At 70.2% G+C, this 19,178-nt stretch carries 15 protein-coding genes and 1 pseudogene; 6 read left to right on the forward strand and 10 right to left on the reverse strand.

The window, feature by feature from the left end:
- Positions 1–27: 27 nt before the first annotated feature.
- From AB0L75_RS00715 to AB0L75_RS00750, 8 genes are all read right to left on the reverse strand, one after another.
- Entirely contained in the window at positions 28–633 is a 606-nt protein-coding gene (locus AB0L75_RS00715) for a hypothetical protein (RefSeq protein WP_365173473.1), read from the reverse strand.
- Positions 634–764: 131 nt separating this feature from the next.
- Positions 765–2,474 (reverse strand): ABC transporter permease subunit, encoded by a 1,710-nt coding sequence (locus AB0L75_RS00720; protein WP_365173476.1) that lies wholly within the window; start codon positions 2,472–2,474, stop codon positions 765–767.
- Between the two features lie 3 nt (positions 2,475–2,477).
- The gene (locus tag AB0L75_RS00725) at positions 2,478–3,956 is read right to left on the reverse strand and encodes an ABC transporter substrate-binding protein (RefSeq protein ID WP_365174807.1); all 1,479 of its coding nucleotides are present in this window, start codon (positions 3,954–3,956) and stop codon (positions 2,478–2,480) included.
- 89 nt (positions 3,957–4,045) lie between these two features.
- Positions 4,046–4,579 carry a GNAT family N-acetyltransferase gene (locus AB0L75_RS00730; protein WP_365173478.1) on the reverse strand — a complete coding sequence of 178 codons (534 nt, stop codon included), beginning with the start codon at positions 4,577–4,579 and terminating at the stop codon, positions 4,046–4,048.
- Between the two features lie 78 nt (positions 4,580–4,657).
- Entirely contained in the window at positions 4,658–6,022 is a 1,365-nt protein-coding gene (locus AB0L75_RS00735) for a GH1 family beta-glucosidase (RefSeq protein ID WP_365173481.1), read from the reverse strand.
- Positions 6,023–6,051: 29 nt separating this feature from the next.
- Positions 6,052–6,933: a carbohydrate ABC transporter permease gene (locus AB0L75_RS00740; protein ID WP_365173483.1), complete on the reverse strand. Its 882-nt coding sequence runs from the start codon at positions 6,931–6,933 to the stop codon at positions 6,052–6,054.
- Positions 6,926–7,918, reverse strand: a complete 993-nt coding sequence (locus tag AB0L75_RS00745) for a sugar ABC transporter permease (RefSeq protein WP_365173486.1) — start codon at positions 7,916–7,918, stop codon at positions 6,926–6,928. The genes AB0L75_RS00740 and AB0L75_RS00745 overlap by 8 nt, the downstream gene beginning before the upstream one ends.
- 8 nt (positions 7,919–7,926) lie before the next feature.
- Positions 7,927–9,243, reverse strand: coding sequence for a sugar ABC transporter substrate-binding protein (locus AB0L75_RS00750; protein ID WP_365173488.1), 1,317 nt, complete (start codon positions 9,241–9,243; stop codon positions 7,927–7,929).
- Positions 9,244–9,558: 315 nt separating this feature from the next.
- Between AB0L75_RS00750 and AB0L75_RS00755 the strand changes: the two are divergent.
- A pseudogene (locus tag AB0L75_RS00755) lies at positions 9,559–9,705 on the forward strand (sugar kinase); the annotation flags it as partial.
- A gap of 174 nt (positions 9,706–9,879) precedes the next feature.
- On the opposite strand, the gene fusA reads toward AB0L75_RS00755, so the two are convergent.
- Entirely contained in the window at positions 9,880–11,937 is a 2,058-nt protein-coding gene (fusA, locus tag AB0L75_RS00760) for an elongation factor G (RefSeq protein ID WP_365173491.1), read from the reverse strand.
- A 569-nt stretch (positions 11,938–12,506) separates the two neighbouring features.
- Between fusA and AB0L75_RS00765 the strand changes: the two genes are divergently transcribed.
- From AB0L75_RS00765 to AB0L75_RS00785, 5 genes are all read left to right on the forward strand, one after another.
- Positions 12,507–13,934, forward strand: coding sequence for a M14 family zinc carboxypeptidase (locus AB0L75_RS00765; protein WP_365173494.1), 1,428 nt, complete (start codon positions 12,507–12,509; stop codon positions 13,932–13,934).
- Positions 13,935–14,353: 419 nt separating this feature from the next.
- Positions 14,354–15,559: a helix-turn-helix domain-containing protein gene (locus AB0L75_RS00770; protein ID WP_365173497.1), complete on the forward strand. Its 1,206-nt coding sequence runs from the start codon at positions 14,354–14,356 to the stop codon at positions 15,557–15,559.
- Between the two features lie 376 nt (positions 15,560–15,935).
- Entirely contained in the window at positions 15,936–16,073 is a 138-nt protein-coding gene (locus tag AB0L75_RS00775; protein WP_365173500.1) for a hypothetical protein, read from the forward strand.
- Between the two features lie 223 nt (positions 16,074–16,296).
- Positions 16,297–16,662, forward strand: coding sequence for a hypothetical protein (locus AB0L75_RS00780; protein ID WP_365173503.1), 366 nt, complete (start codon positions 16,297–16,299; stop codon positions 16,660–16,662).
- Positions 16,663–16,728: 66 nt separating this feature from the next.
- Positions 16,729–17,373, forward strand: coding sequence for a class I SAM-dependent methyltransferase (locus AB0L75_RS00785; protein ID WP_365173505.1), 645 nt, complete (start codon positions 16,729–16,731; stop codon positions 17,371–17,373).
- An 86-nt stretch (positions 17,374–17,459) separates the two neighbouring features.
- Here the strand turns inward: AB0L75_RS00785 and AB0L75_RS00790 are convergent, their stop codons facing one another.
- Positions 17,460–18,818, reverse strand: a complete 1,359-nt coding sequence (locus AB0L75_RS00790; protein WP_365173508.1) for a DUF3987 domain-containing protein — start codon at positions 18,816–18,818, stop codon at positions 17,460–17,462.
- Between the last annotated feature and the right edge of the window lie 360 nt (positions 18,819–19,178).

Below are 19,178 nucleotides of genomic sequence, written 5' to 3' on the forward strand. Positions count from 1 at the left end.
TCCGTACGAATGACGCGGGGAACAGGGTCAGAGCGAGTACGGGATCGGGTGCGGGGGCCCGCGCCGGCTGACCGCGTGCCGCAGCGGGGTCCGGCGGGGCGACGCGGGGGCGGCCGGGACGCGCGGGATGCGCGGGGCGGGGGCGGGCAGCGGGGCGTCGCGCCACCAGGCGACGAGGCCGGGCACGAAGGTCGCGGTCCGGCGCAGCAGCGACCACAGCGCGGCCTCGCCCCGCCGCAGCCACCAGGAGGCGGCCAGCGCGGCGAGGAGGTGGGCGGCGGTGGCGTGGGCGGTGATGTGCGGGTGGACGGCGACGTGGGATGCCGCGCCGGTGTGCATCGCGGCCATGGCGTGCCCCGGCATGACCGCGCGCGAGGTGGTGCGGTGGGCGGCGTCGAAACCGAGATGCAGTGCGGCCTGGGTGAGCAGCATGGCGCTGCCGATCCCGGCCAGCGACCGCTCCTGTCCGCCCAGGACCCAGCCGACCGCGAACACGGCGAGGAATCCGGCCGCGTCGGCCCTCAGCGGCGGCATGTCGCCCATGGCGAGCCCGTGCCCGGCGGCGGCGAGCAGCACGCACACCGCGGCGAACACCGCGGCCCGCAGACCTCTCACCGCCGGGGACGCACTCATGGTGAGGGATCTTCCCACGTCCGGTTGATACGTGCGGCGGGGATGCCGTGTTCACACCCCGCCTGTCCCGCGTGGTTGCGGCCGGTCGTGCCTCCCCCAGTGCCTGCGAAAGCCCTCTGGCCCACCGCGCCTCAGGCGGCACCGGTACCGCGCCGCGAGCGCCGTACCCCTCCCGCCGCCGTCACCGCGAGCACGCCCAGGGCGGCGAGGACGACCGCGGGCGCCAGGACCGTCCAGGGCGCGCGCTCGGCGTACGGCTGGTTCTCGGCGAGGAGTTGACCCCATTCGGGGGACGGCGGCTGGGCGCCGAGGCCGAGGAAGCCGAGTGAGGCGAGGGCGAGGGCGGTGCCCGGAAGCCGCAGCAGGGCGTGCCGGGCGACCGGCGGGACGACGGCGGGCAGCAGTTCGTGCCGCAGCAGATACCAGCGGCCGGCGCCGAGGGCACGGGTGGCGGTGAGATGCAGGGCCGCCCGTTCCTGCCGAAGCAGAGCGGAGGTGTGGGCGGCCAGCGGGGCCCAGGCCACGGCGGCGACGGCCGGCGCGGGTGCGGCCGGGCCGCCGCCCGCGACGGCGGTGACGAGGAGCGCGGCGAGCACCGGCGGTACGGCGTTGACGGTGTCGACGAGCGGCCCGGACAGCCGGGGCAGCAGCCCGAGCAGCAGCCCGGTGAGGAGGGTGCCGGCGCTGATGGCGAGGGCGAGCAGGAGGGTGTCGAGGGCGCCGTGGGCGATGCGGGCGAGCAGGTCGCGGCCGAGCGCGTCGGTGCCGAACGGGTGGGCGGTGGACGGGGGTTGGAGGCGGGCGGTGGTGTGCACGGCGAGCGGGTCGCGGGGCAGGCCGGCGGCGAGGACGGCCAGCAGGGCCGCCGCGAGGACGAAGGGCGTCGTACGCCGGGCGGGCGCGGCAGGCCTGTGCAGCGCCGGGACGGCGCCGTCCCTCAGCGCGGGCCCGATGAGCAGGCGGACGCCGAACCGGGCGGCGCCCGCGGCCAGGGCCGCGAGGAGCACCAGGGCGAGGGTGCCGGTCTGCAGGACGGGCAGATCCTGGGCGAGGGCGGCCTGGAGGGTGGTGCGGCCGAGGCCGGGGATGTCGAAGAGCTGCTCCACGGCGACGGCGCCGCCGGTCATGCCGACGACGAACAGCGCGGTGTTGGGCAGCAGTCCGGGCAGACAGCGCCGTACCGCCTGCCGGGCGAGGGTCCGCGCGGGCAGTCCCCGCGCGGCGGCGGCCCGAACCCAGGGTTCGGCGAAGGCGCCGGGCAGCTGGTCGTCGAGGAGCCGGCCGAGGACGGCGCCGGCGGGCAGGCCGAGGGCGAGTGCGGGCAGGACGGTGTACTGCGGGCCGTACCAGCCGAGGGCGGGCAGCCAGCCGAGCTGTACGCCCACGACGGTGGCAAGGACCGAGGCAGTGAGGAACTCCGGCAGTGCGGCGATTACGGCCGAGCAGGTGCCGCCGGGCCGGACGCGCCCGCCCCGGTACAGGGTGGGCGCGCACACGGCGGCGGCGGTGCAGACGGCGACGAGGAGGGCGACCGCCATGAGCAGCAGGGAGGCGCCGAGCGCCTGGAGCACGGCCGGCCCGACCTCGGTGCCCGAGATCCAGGACCGCCCGGCGTCGCCGCGCAGCAGTCCGCCGAGCCAGCGCCCGAGCAGCATCAACGGACCGTCGTCCAAGCCCAGTTGGCGGCGGATCGCGGCGAGGACCTCGGGGTCCGGGTCGCGGTCCTGGGCACGGGCCTTGAGGACGGTGAGCGCGGGATCGGTGCGCGCCAGCCAGGGCAGCAGCCCGATCCCGCACACCAGGGCACCGGCGAGCGAGGCCCGCCACAGCATGCTGCGCATCGTTCAGCACCGGGTGCCGGTGCCGACGAGGGTGCGCTCGTAAGGGTCGAGGAGCACTCCCTCGACCGCGGCGCCGACGCCGGTGATCACCCGCTGGTGGACCAGCGGTACGACGGTGTCGGTGCCGAGGATCGCCGCCTCGGCGCGCATCGCCGCGTCCTGCCGCTGGGCGGTGCCGGCGGTGCGTTCGGCGGCGGCCACGGCACGGTCGACGCCCTTGTCGCACAGCCGGGCCAGGTTGTAGCCGCCGTCGCAGGTGTAGTCACTGGCGAGGACGGCGACCGGGTCGCCGGTGTCGACGAGGCTGTTGCGGGCGAGCACGAAGGCATCGAACTTCCCGGCGAGCGCGTCGCCCTCCAGCCGGGAGTACTCGCGTACGACAAGCTTCACAGCGAAGCCGGCCTGCTCCAGCTGCTGCTTCAACACCTGGACGGCTTCAGGGAGTTCGGGACGGTTGTCATAGGTGGCCAGGGTGACGGCGGCCCCGCCGGGGCGCTTCGCCGCGGCCCGCCCCACGGGCACGACGCGCTTGCCCGCGGCCCAGCTGACGGCGGGCCCGTAGATCCCGGCGCCGCGATCGGCGTGCCCCTCGTACACCCCGCGGGCGAGACCGGAGGTGTCGACGGCCGCACGGGCGGCGGCACGCAGACCGGCGTCCTGGAACACCCCTGACCGGGAGTTGAGGAGCAGACTGGTCGTCCGTGTGGTGGCGGTCTCCCGGCGCGTGCGCTCGTCCAGGGTGGCGGCCTGGGCGACGGGCACGGCCTCGGCGATGTCGATGTCGCCACTGCGCAGGGCGTTGGTGCGGGCGGTGCCGTCGGGAATGAAACGGACGTCGATACCGGTCGCCCGGGCATGTCCGCCCCAGTAGCCGTCGTACCGGTCGAGGGTCGCGGACGAGGCGCCGCTCACCTTCTTCAGCACGAAGGGCCCGGTGCCGCTGCCCGCCGGATCGACGGCGCCCCGGTGTGCGTACGCCTTGGCGGACAGTACGGCGAGGCCGGGGCTGGAGAGCCGGAGCGGCAGGATCGGGTCGGGCCGGCCGGTGGTGATGCGCACCCGGTGCCGGTCCACGGCTCGTGCGGTGAGCGTGAGTCCGGACACGGCGGCCGGGGCGGGCTCGGCCCGGGCGGCCTGCGCGAGCGAGGCGGCGACGGCCTGCGCGGTCACGTCGGACCCGTCGTGGAAGGTGGCCTCGCGCAGCGTGAAGAGCCAGCTGCGGGCGCCTTCCTGCCGCCAGGAGGAGGCGAGGGCGGGCGCGGCGGCCCCGTTGCCGTCGAGAGATGTCAGCGACTCGGTGACGCCGAGCCGCGTGAGGATGGTGCCGTCGGCGCCGTACGGCGAGAGCCGCTCGGCGGGCGGAAAGGCGAGGGCGACCCGCAGCCGGGCCCCGCCGCCAGGCTCGTCACCGGGGGAACCGCTGGCCCCACCGGAGGCGAAGCATCCGGCCAGCAGCGGCGCGACCGCCAGCGCGGCGAGCAGCCGCGGGCCGCCGGGAACACGCGGAGAGCGGGAGGCGCGGAAAACGCGAGAAACATGGGAGACGCGGGAAGCCGGGGAGGTGCGCACGCCTATCGCCCCATCGGAAGCTCGAAGTGGACGAGGCTGTGCGGGTGTTCGGGGTCCGTGCGCTCGTCGTGCACGACCTTCCCGAGCGACCGCCAGAACGCCTCGGCGCCGGGCACGGCCGGATCCGTGTGCAGATACAGGGCCCGGTACCCCCCGTCCGCGACGGCGAACTCCACGAGCTGCCGGACCAGTTCCCGCGCGATCCCCCGCCTGCGGCACTCGGGCCGCACATACACGCGCCGCAGCTGAGCGGTGGGCCCGGAGGGATACCGCTGTGCCAACCACCCCGGATTCGGCGGAGACCCCGGCCCCCGCGCGTCGAGCGCCCCGGTCCCGACGGTCTCTCCGGCCTCGTCGACCGCGACGAGCAGCGTGTGCCGGGCGGGCAGGAGATACGCCCCGCCCGGATCCACGATGTCCCCGTGCCAGCCAGGCAGGTAACCGGTCCCGAACTCCCGGTAGACGGTGTCGAGCATGACGGCCCGGGCGCCGTCCAGGTCGGTGGGGGTCGCAGTCCTAACGCTAATCACATGCACTTGCACATCATATGTATTAAGTCCGGAACGTGATCAGCCCGCCTTCCCGTGCTCACCGGACGACCCGCCGGGCCCGGCTCAGGCGGCCCGGCGCGCCTGGCCGCGGTGGACGCGGACGATGTCCGCGTACCGGTGTCCGCTGCCCTTGATCGTGCGCGCCTGGGTGCGGTAGTCGACGTGGACCAGACCGAAGCGCTTGTCGTAGCCGTACGCCCACTCGAAGTTGTCCAGCAGGGACCAGGCGAAGTAGCCGGCCAGCGGGGCTCCCCTGCGGGCGGCCGAGGCGCAGGCGGCGAGATGGGCTTCCAGGTAGTCCTGGCGCTCGGGGTCGTCGATGCTGCCGTCGGGGCGGACCACGTCCGGGAAGGCGGAACCGTTTTCCGTGACGTAGATCTTCCGGGCGCCGTACTCCTCACTCAGCCGCAGCAGCAGGGTCTCGATGCCGCTCGCGTCGATCTCCCAGTCCATGCCGGTCCGCGGCACGCCCTCGCGGCGCACCGCACGGACGTACGGCGCCGGGCCGTCCGGGGCGTCGGCGACATGGGCCGGGAAGTAGTAGTTCAGGCCGAGCCAGTCCAGGGGTGTCGCGATGGCCGCCAAATCCCCCGCACACAAGGGGAGTTCGACGCCATAAGTCTCGATCATGTCGGCGGGGAAGCCGCGGCCGTGCACCGGGTCGAGCCACCAGCGGTTGACGTGGCCGTCGTGCCGGTGGGCGGCCGCGACGTCCTCGGGGCGGTCGGTGGCGGCGTGCACGGTGGAGAGGTTGTTGACGATGCCGACCTGGGCGCCGGGGGCGGCGGCACGGATCGCCTGGGTGGCGAGACCGTGGCCGAGCAGCAGATGGCAGGAAGCGCGTACGGCTGCGGTGAGATCCGTCCAGCCGGGGGCCATCTTGCCCTCCAGATGGCCGATCCAGGCCGAGCAGCTGGGCTCGTTGAGCGTGGTCCAGAGCTTGACGCGGTCGCCGAGGCGGGCGGCGACGGCCGAGGCGTACTCGGCGAGCGCGAAGGCGGTGTCCCGCTCCGGCCAGCCGCCGCGGTCCTGGAGCACCTGCGGCAGGTCCCAGTGGTAGAGGGTGACGGACGGGGCGATGCCCGCCTCCAGCAGGGCGTCCACCAGGCGGTCGTAGAACGCGAGGCCCTCGGGGTTGACCGGTCCGGTGCCGCCGGGCAGCACGCGCGGCCAGGCGACGGACAACCGGTAGGCGTTGACGCCGAGTTGCCGCATCAGCCCGATGTCCTCGCGCCAGCGGTGGTAGTGGTCGCAGGCGACGTCGCCGGTGTCGCCGTTCGCGATCTTCCCCGGGGTGTGCGAGAAGGTGTCCCAGATCGAGGGCGTACGGCCGTCCTCGGCGACGGCTCCCTCGATCTGGTACGCCGCGGTGGCCGTGCCCCACAGGAAGTCGTGCGGGAGGGCGGCGAGGTCGATGCGTTCGGACACGGAAGTCCCTTCGGAATGCGGGAGGTCGGTCACTTGACGGCGCCTGCCGTCAGACCGGCGACGAGATAGCGCTGCAGCAGCAGGAAACCGGCCACCACGGGCACGCTGACGACCAGCGAGGCGGCCATGACCTGGTTCCAGTAGACGTCGTAGAGGGTGGAGTAGCCCTGCAGGCCGACGGCGAGGGTGCGGGTGGTGTCGTTGGTCATGACGGACGCGAAGAGCACCTCTCCCCACGCGGTCATGAAGGCGTAGACGGCGACCGCGACGATGCCGGGGATCGCGGCCGGTACGACGATCCTGAGCAGCGCGCCGAGCGGGCCGCAGCCGTCCACCAGCGCCGCCTCGTCCAGATCACGCGGGACCGAGTCGAAGTATCCGATCAGCATCCAGATGGAGAACGGCAGCGAGAAGGTGAGGTAGGTGAGGATCAGGCCGCCGCGGGAGCCGAACAGGGCGACACCGGTGGCGTTGCCGATGTTGACGTAGATCAGGAACAGCGGGAGCAGGAAGAGGATGCCCGGGAACATCTGCGTCGACAGCACGGTCACCGTGAACACCCGCTTGCCGCGGAAGTCGTAACGGCTCACGGCGTAGGCGGCGAAGACCGCGATGACGACCGAGCAGACCGTCGCCGCGCCCGCCACGATCAGCGAGTTCACGAAGTACGTCGCGAGCGGGACCGTCGACCAGATGTCGATGTACGGCCGGAAGGTCAGACCGCTCGGCAGCCAGCGGAACGTGCCGGTGACGTCCGCGAGCGGCTTCAGCGAGCTGGAGACCATCACGTACACCGGGATCAGTACGAATCCGGTGAGCAGGGTCAGGAAGATCCGCCGGGACCACAGGAACGAACGCGGCGGCGCCATGGGCGAGTTGCGTGGGGCCGGGACGAGGGGCGGGCTAGCCATCGGCGGTCCTCCGTCCGCGCGAGGTGAACATCAGGTACAGGCCCGTCACGACGAGCAGGAAGAGCAGCAGCAGGACGGACATGGCGGAGCCGGTGCCGAAGTTCCAGGTGACGAAGGAGGCCTGGTAGATGTGGACCGAGATGAGGTCCGCGGCCTGCGGGGCGGACTTGCCGAACAGCACGTACGGCGTGTTGAAGTCGTTGAACGTCCACAGGAACAGCACCAGCACCAGCACCTGGTTGACCGGGCGCAGCGAGGGCAGGGTGATCCGGCGGACCTGCTGCCACATCCCGGCGCCGTCCAGCGCGGCCGCCTCGTACAGCTCGCGCGGGATGTTCTGCAGGCCGGCCGTCACGATGAGGAAGGCGAACGGCCAGCCCTTCCACACCGACACGGTCAGCAGGGCGTAGAAACTGTTGTCGCCGATGAGCCAGAACGACGGCTTGTCGGTGAGGTGCAGCTGGTCATGCAGGACGTGGTTCACCAGGCCGTTGTCGTGCTGGAACATGAACACCCAGGTGATGGTGGCCGCGTAGACGGGCAGCGCGTACGGCACCAGGAACAGGGCGCGCAGCAGGCCTCGGCCGCGAAAGGCGTCCTGCATGAAGACCGCGGCGGCGGTGCCGATCAGCCAGCACAGGCCGACCGACAGGAGGGTGAAGCCGACGGTGACGAGAAACGAGTGCAGCAACGCTTTCCCGACGGGCGCGTCGAAGTCCACCGACACCTTGTAGTTGGCGAGGCCGGACCAGGGGGCGGTGCCCCAGTCACGGATGTAGAACTGGGTGAGTTCCTTGAAACTCATCACGATGCCGATGGCCATCGGCACCAGGTGGACGAGGAGTTCGAGCAGCAGGGCGGGCAGAAGCAGCAGATACGGCAGCGATGCGCGGCGGAACCGTCCGGTGCGGCGGCGGGGTCTGCGCGCCGCCGCCGCACCGGGGGCCTGTGCACGCACCGGCTCCTTGAAGGCGGTGGTCGTCATCTTCGCCCTCACGCCGCCGGCATCTGCTGCTGGGCCTTCTGCAGCTCGGCCATGACCGAGTCGGTGGTCACCGCGCGCCCGGCGGCGGCGTCGGCGAACAGGTCCTTGACGGCCGTACCGACCACCGTCTCGAACTGTGACTCGGCCGCGACCTGCGGCAGGGCGGCCGCGCTGGTGGCGAGGGTGCTCTTCAGCACGGCGGTGTCGGGGGCGCTGAACGCCGGGTCCTGCTGGGCGGACGTGACCGGCGGGATGGAGCTGTAGGCCTTGTTGAGGATCTTCTGCTCCTCGTCGGAGGTCATGAACTTCACGAACCGCGTGGCACCGTCGAGGTTGTGGGTGTTCTTGAAGACGGCCATGTTGATGCCCATGACCGCCGAGTCGACCTGGGTGCCGCCGCCGGGCGTGCCCGAGATCACCGGTACCGGCGCGATGCCGTAGGCGTCCTCGTTCATGCCCTGGGACTTGAGGTTGGCGGCGGCCGACTGCCACAGCAGCATCGCCTGCCTGCCCTTGGCGAAGTCGCTGACGGACTGGTTCTGCGCGTACTCGGCGTCACCGGCCGGGATGACCTTGTCCTTGGCCATCAGGTCCACGTAGCTCTTGACCGCCTCGACCGCCTTGGGGCCCGTGAAGTCGGGCTTGCCGTCGGCGGTGAAGAAGTCGGCGCCGTGCTGCTTGGCGAAGACGAAGACGTGGTGGATGTTCTCCGCCAGGTTCGAGCCCTCGGCGCCGAGCGCCGACTTGCCCCTGGCCTGGATCTTCTTGCTGTCGGCCGTCAACTCGCCCCAGGTGGCAGGGGGTTTGGAGATGCCGGCGTCGGCGAAGATCTTCTTGTTGTAGTAGAGCGCGTACGCCATCGAGTACAGCGGGACCGCGGCCGGGTCCTTGCCCGCCGCGCCGGTCGAGCCGAGCGCGGTGCCGGCGAACCGGTCCTTGCCGCCGATCTTCGCGAAGTTCCCGGCGTCCCACGGCAGCAGCGCGCCGGTCGCCTGCAGCGAGGCACTCCAGGTGTTGCCGATATTCAGCACGTCCGGGCCCTGGCCCGAGGTGGTCGCGGTGAGGATCCGGTTGAGCAGATCCGACCAGGGCACGACCTCCAGATTCACCTTGATCCCGGTCTGCTTCCGGAACTTGTCGAGTTCGGGCTGGAGGACCTGCTTGTCGACGGCGACGCCGGCGCCCTGGTTGGAGGCCCAGTACGTCAGCGTCTTCGGCGAGTCGTCGGACCCGCCGCCACTGGACGAGCCGCCTCCGCAGGCCGTGGCCGCGAGGACGAGAGACAGGGTGACGGCGCCTGTGGCCGCGGCTCGGATGCTGCGCATGGCTCCTGGTGCCCCTTTCCGGGAGGCGAGATCCCCGAGGCTGCTCACGGGGTCGACACCCGTGCGGCCCTCGAAGCCCCTCATGGCTTAATTTAGGACGTGAGTTAAACCTCAAGGGAAACGCTCGTCAAGAGATCCGGCGGCAGCGGACGTCCGAACAGGCCGGAAAACCGCGCAGAAACGCCGGAAAACGGGGAGGCCGGGTGGCAGCACTGGGCGGCCGTACGGTGCGTGACCTGCGGCGGGAGAGGCGGGGCGCCGTTCTGCAACGGTTGTATGTCGACGGGCCGATGAGCCGGTAGTGGGCTCGACCAGGTCCGCGCCCACGCCCTGGCCCGGGCGCTGCGCCACCCCGCGGGCCGGGTCCGCGTCGAGCTGGGCCGACTGGGACCGGACGCGGTGACCGTGGGCGCGGCCGTGCTCCCCCTCGCCGCGTTCGTGTCAGCGGGGCGGTTGGCATGACAAGCGGAGTCAACTGCCGTGACTGAGCCGCCCGTTCGGACCAAGCGCCTCCCCACCGCTTCCCGCTCTCTCCTTTCTCTCCTGTACCCGCACCACCGTGCCCCTCCGAGGCGCACGGTGGTGGAGCCCGCACCACGCGCCCGGTCGGCACATGGTGCGGGCCTCCGCCGCTCGCTATCGGACCGGCGCCGGTCGGGGCGCCGGGGCGTAGCCGGCGGGCCGGGTCGTGAAGGTGCCCCGGCCCTGGGTGCGGCTGCGCAACCGCGTGGCGTAGCCGAACAGTTCGGCCAGTGGCACGGTCGCGGTCACCACGGCCGCGCCGCCACGGGTCACGGAGCCGCCGACCCGGCCGCGCCGGGCGGCGAGGTCGCCGAGGACCGAACCGACGGCGTCCTCCGGCACGGTGACCGTCACCTCGGCAACCGGCTCCAGCAGAGCCGTCGTACAGACGCGCAGGGCATCACGGAGCCCGAGCCGGCCGGCGGTACGGAACGCCGTGTCGGAGGAGTCCTTCACATGGGTGGAGCCGTCCGTGAGCGTGACCCGCAGCCCGGTCACCGGGTGGCCGTCCAGCGGGCCCTCGGCGAGAGCGTCCCGGCACCCGGCCTCGACCGCGCGCACATACTCCTGCGGCACCCGGCCGCCGACCACGGCGGAGCGGAACTCGAAACCATTTGCGCCGACTTCGCGGCCGAGCGGTTCCACATCGAGCACGACATGGGCGAACTGGCCCGCCCCGCCGTCCTGTTTGACGTGCCGGAACGCGAAACCGGTCACCCCCTCGACAACCGTCTCCCGGTAGGCGACCCGCGGCCGGCCCACGACGACCTCCGGTCCGCTGTCACGGCGGATCTTCTCCACCGCGACCTCCAGGTGGAGTTCACCCATCCCGGACAGCACGGTCTGTCCGGTCTCGGCGTCGGTGCGCACCACCAGCGAGGGGTCCTCCTCGGCCAGCCGCGCCAGCGCCGTCGCCAGCCGACCGGTGTCCGTGGCGCGCCGGGCCTCGACGGCCACGGACACCACGGGCTCGGCGGCCTGCGGCGGTTCCAGGACGAGCGGGGCGCCGGGGTCGCACAGCGTGGAGCCGGCCCGCGCCGACTTCACCCCGGCGAACGCGACGATGTCACCGGCGACGGCCCGGTCCAGCTGGACGTGCCGGTCCGCCATGACCCGCAGGATGCGCGCGACACGCTCGGTGCGCCCGGTGCCCGGGTCCCGCACGGTGTCTCCCTTCTCGACGGTGCCCGCGTAGACGCGGACATAGGCCAGCCGCCCGGTGGCGGTCGCGTTCACCTTGAACACGAGCCCCAAGAACGGCACTTCGGGATCCGCGGCACGTTCCTGCTCGGTGCCGTCGTGGACACCGCGTACGGCGGGGACGTCCAGCGGCGAGGGCAGGTAGGCCACGACCGCGTCCAGCAACGGCTCGATGCCGCGGTTGCGGTAGGCGGAGCCGCACAGGACGACGACGCCGTCCCCGGTGCGGGTGAGGTCACGCAGGGTGCGGGCGAGGGTGTCGCAGGAGAGGGTCTCGCGATCGCAGAACTCCTCCAGGGCGGCCGGATGCATTTCCGAAACCGTTTCCTCCAGCGCGCGCCGCCGCCGTACGGCCTCCTCCCTCAGCTCCTCGGGCACCGGCCCCTCCACGGCCGTACCCGCGCCCTCGGCCCAGACCAGCGCGCGCATCCGTACGAGGTCCACCACACCCGTGAACGCGTCCTCCGCGCCGATGGGAAGCTGGACCACGAGCGGGACGGGGTGCAGCCGCTGCCGGATGGACGCGACGGCCCGGTCGAGGTCGGCCCCCGCACGGTCCATCTTGTTGACGAAGGCGATTCTCGGTACACCGTGCCGGTCTGCCTGCCGCCACACCGACTCGCTCTGCGGCTCGACCCCGGCGACGGCGTCGAACACGGCGACCGCTCCGTCGAGGACGCGCAGCGAGCGCTCGACCTCGTCGGCGAAGTCGACGTGGCCGGGGGTGTCGATGAGGTTGATGCGGCGGCCGTCCCAGGAGCAGGTGACGGCGGCGGCGAAGATGGTGATGCCGCGGTCCCGTTCCTGCGGGTCGAAGTCGGTGACGGTGGTGCCGTCGTGCACCTCGCCCCGCTTGTGGGTGGTGCCCGTCGCATACAGGATCCGCTCGGTGACGGTGGTCTTGCCCGCGTCGACGTGGGCGAGGATGCCGAGGTTGCGGACGGCGGCGAGGGTGGTGTTGTTCGTGCGCACGGCCCAGGGCCTTTCTGACGATCAGGTCTGTCGGCCGGCTTTGACGAGCGGGTCCGACGACCAGGGGAAAGGGCAGCGCGATTACCCGTGCGTTCGCGCCGAGCGCCGACTCCCGGCCGTCGGCGTGGGCCGGTTCGGCAGCGGAGGTCAGCTGGGCGTCACGGGCGTCCGGTGCCGGCCGCGCAGCGGGCACCGGCACCACCAGGACACGAGGATCACCTCGTACCGGGAACGGGGAGCGACAACAGCGGTGCGTGCGCGCACGGCCGGACTCCCCTCTGCATCGGACGACTGGCGCCGCCACGGTCGTCGCGGCGCTCGGTACGGCACGACGGTACGAGAGGGGGGCGGCCGGGGCACGTGATTTTTTTTCCGGTGCGTCGGTGTTTCCGTGCGTAGGCGTTTCCGGTGAGTCAGCGTCTCGGCTGTCGGTGTGCAGCCACAGCGGCGGGCGAGTTGGCGGGAGGGCGGCCAGGACGAAACTCACCCTCGTACCGCGCAACCCATACCCCCATACATCATGGACATGCCATATTGAGGTGGACCATCCCCCACGAAAGGTCACCTCCATGGCACACAAACGCCTGGCGGGCCTGACCGCCGGTACCGTCATAGTCGCCGCCGCTCTGCTGCCGCAACTGGCGCATGCCAGCACCGACATGGACGCCGCGGCGGGCCGCGCCACCACCTCCGGCCGCGCCCACGGTGGGTACCGTACGGTCGTCATCTACCGTGTACCCACGCGCCATCCGCGCACGGACGCCGAACGCCTCATCGACTCCGGATACGACCTGCTGGAGAAACGGCAGGGCAACAGCCTGTTCGTCTCCGGCGACACGTCGACCGCGACCGGACTGCGACGGCTCGGCTTCAGCCCCGCCGTCGCCACCACACTGACCGAGGCGCTCCCCTCCTCCGCCGCGGCGCCCCACGCCGTGGGCGACACCTACGACGGCGGCTACCACACGGTCACCGCCCAGTACTCCCATATGAACGACGCCGCGTCCCAACACCCCGACCTGGCCAAGGTGGTGACGTACGGCCAGTCATGGCTCAAGCAGAAGGGGAAGGGCGGCCGCGACCTCAAGGCGATCTGCGTCACCAGGATCAAGGCGGGCGACTGCGCGCTCAGCCCGAACTCGACCAAGCCGCGGTTCTTCCTGATGAGTCAGATCCACGCCCGAGAACTGACGACCGGTGAGATGTCGTGGCGCTGGATCGACGCGCTGACCAGCGGCTACGGCAAGGACTCGGCGATCACCAAGCTGATGGACACCACCGAGATGTGGGTGGTGCCCGACGCCAACCCCGACGGCGTCGACATGGTCGCGGCGGGCGGCGACAACCCCGTACTGCAGCGCAAGAACGCCGATGATTCGCACGGCTCCCGGTGCGGGGTCAGCGCCTACAGCCAGATCGGCGTCGACCTCAACCGCAACGCCGGCTCCCACTGGGGCGCCTCCGGCACCTCCCACGCGTCCTGCGACCAGACCTACGGCGGTCCCGCGGGCAACTCCGAGGTGGAGAACACCGCTTTGGAGAACCTCTTCCGCGAGCTGTTCCCCGCGGTGCGCACCGGCACCGGCGACACCGACCCGGCGCCGTCGACCGCCAAGGGCATGATGATCACCATGCACAGCGACGCCAGCATGGTGCTCTTCCCCTGGGAGTACGACGCCTCCGTGCACACCGGCAACGACGCCGCCCTGCGTGCGCTGGCCGCCCACATGGCCTCACTGACCGGCTACCAGTACGGCCAGGCGGGCGAGATCCTCTACAACGCCTCCGGCGGAACCGACGACTGGACCTACGACAAGCTCGGCCTGGCCAGCTTCACCATCGAGATCGGCGACAGCGACGGCGCGGGCTGCGACGGCTTCACGCCCGCGTACTCCTGCCAGGACAGCTACTTCTGGCCCAAGATCAAACCTGCCCTCCTCTACGCCGCCCAGCACGCCGCGGCCCCCTACACCACTACGTCTGCCGCACACCACTGACCCCCGCTCCCGCGGCAGCACACACCGGGTGCGTCCCTCCCCCTGGACGAATGAGTCCGATGTGATCAGTGATCGAAGGCGACCAGGGAGCGGGTCACCTACGACAACGCAACGAGGGCCCCGATCATAAGATCGAGGCCCTCGTATCCGTATCGCTACGGTAAGTGTCCGAGGGGGGACTTGAACTCTCCACTCGGGCACCAGCACTTTAGCCAGTTGACCTGCAAGAACACGGCTGACACGCCGCAGAGTTGACGACTCCTGTTGGTCATGCGTTCCTGCTGTTTCGGGCCGTTTCGGACCGCTGTTGGTCATGCGTTGGTCACGTGACCAACCCGGCCGTCCGGTGATCTCCGACAGCCTCAGCGGTGCGGGCGTACCGTAGCTCCAGGCGCTTCACTCTCCCGACAGGCAGGGCCATGGCGACAACACTTGGGGAACGGCTGGTCGAGCTGCGCATGCGGCGTGGTCTGACTCAGGAGCAGCTTGCCGAGAAGGCGCTGCTAAGCGTGGACACGGTGCGGAAGCTGGAGCAGAACCAGCGGATGACCGCGCGCATGACCACGCTCAACAAGTTCGCACGGGCTCTGGACGTGGAGACCTCCGTGCTTCTTGGAGCGCCCCGGGTGCTGGAGCCGAGCAACGGAGCGGAGCCGCCGAGCCTCCTTACGCTGCGTCAAGCGGTTACGCCTCTCTCAGGGTTCCCCGGACTCGGCGACTCGGAGGGCGCACCACCTCCGACGATTGCTCAGCTACGCGACAGCATTCGAAGCACCGAACGCATCCGTCGCCAAGGCGAGTTAACAAAGATCATCGCCCTACTGCCAACACTGCTGGCCGACGCTCGCGCTGCTGTCCATGAGTACACGGGTACCGACCGCGCAGCAGCCTACGCAGTGCTCGCTGAGGCGTATCAGGTAGCCGCTACAACCCTCACTGCGTTCGGCAAGGAGGATGCGGCCTACACGGCTCTGGAGCGGTCCATGGTTGCGGCACAGCAGTCCGACGACCCGCGCTTGGAGATCATCGGTGTCTCCTCCCTCTCTTGGATCTTCTCCAAGCAGGGGCGAGTGGCGGACGCCGAAGAGGTCGCGGTTCGGATGGCGGAGCGCATCGAGCCCGGTTTCAGGTCGGCCCCTATCGATCTGTCTCTGTGGGGGATTCTCTTGCTTCGTGGTGCCAGTGCCGCAGTTCGAGCGGAACGCACTGACAGTGCCGAAGAGTTGCTCTCGCTGGCCACGGCAGCGGCCGCGCGCATCGGTGTTGACCGACTCGACTACGCAACACCCTTCGGCCCAACGAATGCCGGAGTCGCGGCGGTGAACGCGTACGTGGACATGGGGAAACCGGACAAGGCCCTACGTCACGCCAAGCGCATTACCAACGTGGCTGGCCTGCCTCCCACTTGGCTTGCCCGGCACCATCTGGATCGTGCCCTGGCCTACGCGGAGATGAACCGCGACTCCGAAGCGACAAGGGCCCTGCTCGCCGCTGAACAGACAGCCCCTGAGTGGATGCGCTACCACTCCACGTCCCGGCACCTCGTAGCGGAGCTGCGGGAACGCGAACGTCGCCGTAGTTCCCCCATCAGGGATCTAGCAGTTCGCTTGGAGATCGAGAGGTAACTAGGACGCTACGTCCTACCTGATTTGAGCACTCGCACACCCTGTCCCTGGGCTGAGATCGCGTCCGGTTGCACCGTATCCGCAAGAGATGAAGCGGACCGGAGGCATTGAGGATGACGAACTCACCTAAGCCCAGGACGGCCCCCGTAGCGGACTGGAAACGGGGCGCGGCGGTGTTCGATCGGGGAAGCCAGTTGGTGGGCGTGGTCCACGCGCAGCACGGCACGAAGTTGACCCTCACGCGTCCTTCAGGGCTTCGCTGGCACACCCGCACCGTGGCCGTCCGTGCCGCCAATGACCGGGAGTTGATCCAGCTAAGAGCTCTGGTCAAGCACAACCGTCATGTGCGCGGCCTCGCCTCGCTCGGTGTCAGTCGGTGAGCCGATTACGGGGCTGGAAGGTCAGCCGCGACGGGTCGTTCTGGGGCGGAATCCTGGCCCTGCTGACCTGGGGAACAGCCGTGGCGCTCCTGGTCATGGCGGCCGCCGGAAAGCTCACCTCAGCGCATCCATGAGTTCCCGTTCCCCACTGGTCAGTGAGGCTCCCCAGCGGGGAGCGGGGCACAACGCCCGGCTGGTCGCACGCCACCGTGAAGCGGAGACGGCCGACCGGGTCAGCAAGTGCAGTGCACCACTCCGACAAACAGGAGGAGACGCACGATGGCAACAGCAGTTCAAACACGGGACCCCCGAACGTGTGTGAGTCCCGAAGTCTGGGAGCGCGAAGTAAGGCTCATCATGCGTGACCACGAGATGGACCGTGAGCTTGCCGAACGCACCTTCGGCCAGACCGTGGCCTACCTGGTCACTAGCGCCGAACACCCCGATGCACACTTGGCACCTGCCCCGCGCGTGGACCTCGGCGTGCATTCATTCGTACTCGACTCGATCAACTACACGGACTTCTGCGTCATGGTTGCGGGACAGTACGTGCACCACGTCCCCCACCTGCCAGAGGCGGGTAATTCGCCGTCCCCGCTGAAGAGCACCGTTCAGGCCATCAGGGAAGCCGGATTCGCTGTCGACCACGAACTGTGGAACGCCACGGCAGCGGACTGCTCCCAGTGCCATGCCGGGTGCACAGACAGCCCCGTCGGCAAGTAGCAGCGAAACCATGTGGCTCCCCCCGACAATGGGGGGAGCCATCGCGCATGACGTGAAAGGAACGGCATGGAAGCAGTCGCCGCAGCGTGGGAGCGGTACGCGGCCGGACGGACACCTAGAAGGCCCATAAACGCTGCCGGTGCCTCTACGTGGCTGAACTGGACCCAGTATCCCGACCACGGCCCGGACGAGTCGCTACTCGGGGCGGTACGTGGTCGCCGAGTGCTGGAGCTGGGGTGCGGTACCGGCTGCAACCTCGCCCATCTTGCGACGCTAGGAGCCGAATGTGTCGGCATCGACATTGCTCCCAGCCAACGAGTCAAGGCGGAAGCACGCTGGGGAGACATCCCCGGCCTCTCCTTCCGAACGGCAGAAGCAATGGAATTCCTGGCCGGTAGCCCCGCCAGTTTCGATGTGGTCCTGTCGATCTTCGGTCCTGTGTGGTTCACCAACCCCAGCATCCTGCTGCCGCTCGTAAGGGACAGCTTGACTGCGGGCGGCATGTTCGTCTTCTCCCACAAGCCAGCCATGGCCCCGGGACGGCCGAGGGCTTCGTTGCGGGAGGCTCGGGCGGTTACTCGATGGGACTACTCGGCCGAGGAGTGGGCGGAGTTGCTGGCATCGGCCGGTTTTACATGCGCGAAAGCGGAGATCATCGAGCCCCCGGCGGGCGGACGAGTAGGGACGCTGCTTGTGCGCGCCGAGAGGTAGGGCGGGCCCGACCGCCCCGGCGCCTGTGTCGAAGCAAAGTAAGAACGCCCCGGCCCAATTTTGGGCCGGGGCGTTTTTTTCGTTGGTCAGAGCAACGCCATGAACGGGTTGGAACTGGCGAGCGGGTTCGACCGCTTCACGGGTTCGGGTACCTGCTCTGGGGCTTGCTTGGGTGTCGGGCGGTAGGCGTCGAGCTGGACGACCGTGGCGCGGTTCACGTCGCGATCCGGATCGGCCGGCGTGGGCGTCTGAGAATGCGAGGACGGTTCCTGGGGGTGTGGGGAACTGTCACTGCGGAGCGTGAAAACGGTCGCCGGTCGGCCGGTCTTTCCCGACCGTTCTACGGTGACGACGATTTCGGGCAGTGCCTTAACCTCTTCGGCACTCGCCCCGACGTACGGGAGGACCTGGGAGGACGTGGCCCGTCCGCCGTGCAGTTCGATCCGGGCTCGGACCTTCTCCGCGAGGCTGCGCGGTTGACGCTTTCCCTTGGCGGTGTCCGTGCCACCGGTGATCTCTTCGACCGATTCCATGGCATACCTGACCAGAGCTGCGGCAGCCTCCAGATCCTCCGGGGTGACCTGGGAGCGGAGGTCGAACAGGGCGTACAGGGCCGCGATGCGGCGTACCTGTTCGTTGCAGCGTGCGGCGAACGCCTTCAGCCCTGCCGATTCCCTGGCCTTGTTCAGCAGGTCGCGCCGGATGATGTCGGCGGTGTCGTAAGCGTCCTCGGTGAGGGTGACCAGTTCGGCGCGCTGGCCGTGGCGGACGGCGCGGGCCATGGCCTCCCCGGCCTCGGGGATCAGGTGGCCGGGCATCTGGTCACGTTCGCTTAGCCAACGGACCTGAGTGACGGGCAGGATCAGCAGGCGGTTGTAGCTTCCGCCGTCGCGTTCGGTGGCGCTCATGCTGGCCCGGAATTCTTCTGGGGTGATGTGGCCCATGATCGACACGCGAGGGTCATCGACCTGTACTGGTTCCTTGGCCCTGGACGTGGCGACCGTTGCCCCGTCCCACAGGTCGCGGAGCACCTGAGACAGGTTTGCTTGGCGGCGTCCCGCCCGCAGCACACGGGCGTACTCGGTATCGACGATGAGCGCTTGTCCATCGCGGTCGGCCACAGCTTGGATGAGTCCGGCTCCGCCGACCACGCCGTTGATGACATGGCCCGCCATGAACGTACTGTTCGCGTCCCTGGCCACCGCCGCAGCGACGCCCCAGGACTGGCCTTTGCCCTCACCTGTGCCGCCGCACAGCAACACGTGAAGCATGAGCGGCATGGACCCAGAACCGCGCTGGACACGGGTCTGCGGCAGCATCGCGGAGAACACGCACAGCAGACCGCCGAGCAACCCGACAGGGGACCACTCCACATGGGGAGCCAGCAAAGCCACGACCGACCGGAGTCGGCCCGTAGTCATGGTGCGGAAATCGGGGGTGTTCATGCTGCTGTCGCTTCCTGGGAGTTGCTTCGATCATGGGTGCCGACGGACCGCCAACGACCCCCGTCCTTTGTCTGGAAGTTGGGTTCCTTGGCTGTCTTCCGCAACAGGGGGAGCACGTCGCCCCCGTCCGCCGGGATGATCACGGCGGTGCAGCGGGCCACCTTGTCCATGGGCACGTGGCGCCTTGCGGCGGCCACGGACAGCGGATCGCTGCTTACGACCCCCGTCCGATCCTGACCCCTTGGCGTGGTCCAGGTGACCCAGGAACCGGGGGTGCAGCCCCCCTTGGACGGCTTCGACTCGGCCCCGTACCCCTTGGCGGCTTTCCACACGTTCAGGTCACGGGGCCCGGGGTGACGG

This window comes from Streptomyces sp. NPDC052101, from assembly GCF_040680235.1.
GTDB lineage: Bacteria > Actinomycetota > Actinomycetes > Streptomycetales > Streptomycetaceae > Streptomyces.